The sequence below is a fragment of the Actinomadura sp. NPDC048032 genome (genome assembly GCF_040653175.1).
Classification (GTDB): Bacteria; Actinomycetota; Actinomycetes; order Streptosporangiales; family Streptosporangiaceae; genus Spirillospora; species Spirillospora verrucosospora.
On sequence record NZ_JBEZJP010000754.1, the window covers coordinates 1 to 1,890 of the forward strand.

2 protein-coding genes are annotated in these 1,890 nt (G+C 73.9%); both read left to right on the forward strand.

All coding sequences use genetic code 11. The features are described 5' to 3' along the window. On the forward strand, positions 1–1,089 hold a 1,089-nt coding region (locus AB0C69_RS41885; RefSeq protein WP_360362408.1), incomplete at its 5' end, for a molybdopterin-dependent oxidoreductase. Between the two features lie 63 nt (positions 1,090–1,152). After that, complete coding sequence (locus AB0C69_RS41890; protein ID WP_360362411.1) at positions 1,153–1,782, forward strand: fasciclin domain-containing protein; 630 nt, start codon at positions 1,153–1,155, stop codon at positions 1,780–1,782. Positions 1,783–1,890: the final 108 nt, after the last annotated feature.

A 1,890-nucleotide genomic window follows, 5' to 3' on the forward strand; every position in this document is an offset into this window, starting at 1 on the left:
GAGGATCTCCGGGACGGGCACGGAGGCGGAGTCGAGGTCGATCCGGACGCCGCTCGCGACGGCGATGTACACGAGGTCCTGGACGAGCCCGTCGCTGACGTCGAGAAGCGCGGTGGCGCCGTCACCTCCGTCCGGGCCGGCCTGCGGCTGCCGCGTCCGGCGAGCGCGGCGCGTCCGGTGCCCCCGGGCGCGCAGGTGCGGGCGGCGGGGATGACGCCGTTCCACACGTCCGTCCGGGACTTCTACCGCGTCGACACCGCGCTCACCCTGCCCCAGGTCGACCCGCGCGACTGGACGCTGCGCATCCACGGCATGGTCGGCCGCCCCGTCGAGATGTCGTTCGACGACCTCCTGCGCGAGGCGCTGATCGAACGCGACATCACCCTGGCGTGCGTCTCCAACCAGGTCGGCGGCGACCTCGCGGGCAACGCCCGCTGGCTGGGCGCCCCGCTCGCGCCGCTGCTGCGCAGGGCGGGGATCCACTCCGGCGCCGACCAGATCCTGTCCCGCTCGGCCGACGGCATGACGCTGTCCACCCCGATCGAGACGATCCTCGACGGCCGGGACGCGATGCTCGCCGTCGGCATGAACGGCGAGCCGCTGCCGATCGCCCACGGCTTCCCCGCGCGCATGGTCGTCCCGGGCCTCTACGGCTACGTCTCGGCCACCAAGTGGGTGGTCGACCTCAAGGTCACGCGCTTCGCGACCGACCGCGCGTACTGGACGGAGCGCGGCTACGCCGAGAACGCGCCGGTCAAGACGTTCTCCCGGATCGACGTGCCGAGGCCGCTCGCCGCCGTGAGGGCGGGACGCGTCGCCGTCGCGGGCACCGCGTGGGCGCAGCACCGCGGCGTCGACGCCGTCGAATGGCAGGTCGACGACGGTCCCTGGCGGGAGGCGCGGCTCGCGCCCGTCCCCGGCCTGGACACATGGCGGCAGTGGGTCGCCGACTGGGACGCCGTTCCCGGCTCCCACACGCTCCGCTGCCGCGCCACCGACGGGACCGGCCGCACGCAGCCCGGGCACCGCGCCCCGCCGTCCCCGGACGGCGCCACCGGATGGCATTCGGTGGTGGTCACCGTGACCTGAGCCCGTCCGCATCCGAGCCAGTGAAAGTCACCGACGAGAAGTCACCGACAAGAGGAGTTCCCCATGTACCGCAACCGCATCGTCGCCGGCGTCCTCGCGGCGACCGCCCTCGCCACCGGCGCGGCGGCCTGCTCCGGCGACGACAAGGGCGACGCCGCCGCCGCTCCGGCCGGATCGTCCGCGCCGGCCGCCTCGCCGAGCGGCGCGCCCTCCGCCGGCGGGCCGTTCGGGCCCGCGTGCTCGGCCGTCCCGGCGTCCGGCAAGGGCAGCTTCCAGGGCATGGCGGCCGACCCCGTCGCGACCGCCGCGTCCAACAACCCGGTGCTGTCCACGCTGGTCGGCGCCGTGAAGAAGGCCGGCCTGGTGGACACGCTCAACTCGTCGAAGAACATCACCGTGTTCGCGCCCACCAACGACGCGTTCGCGAAGATCCCGAAGGAGACGCTCGACAAGGTCCTGTCGGACAAGAAGACGCTGACGGGGATCCTCACGTACCACGTGGTCGGCCGGCAGGTCGCGCCGGACGGGCTGGGGGCGGGCGACTTCAAGACGCTGAACGGCGCCATGCTCAAGAGCAGCGGCTCGGGCGACTCCTACACCGTCGGCGACGACGCCAAGGTCGTCTGCGGCAACGTCCAGACCGCCAACGCGACCGTCTACATCATCGACAGCGTCCTGATGCCGCCCAAGTGATCCCCCGGCCGCAGAGCCCCCCGGCCAATGCCCGGGGCGCGGGCCCAGCCGGGGGCGGGCCCCCGCGATTGTGACGGGGGGCGGTGGCCGGAACGGCGGGGGTAAGTG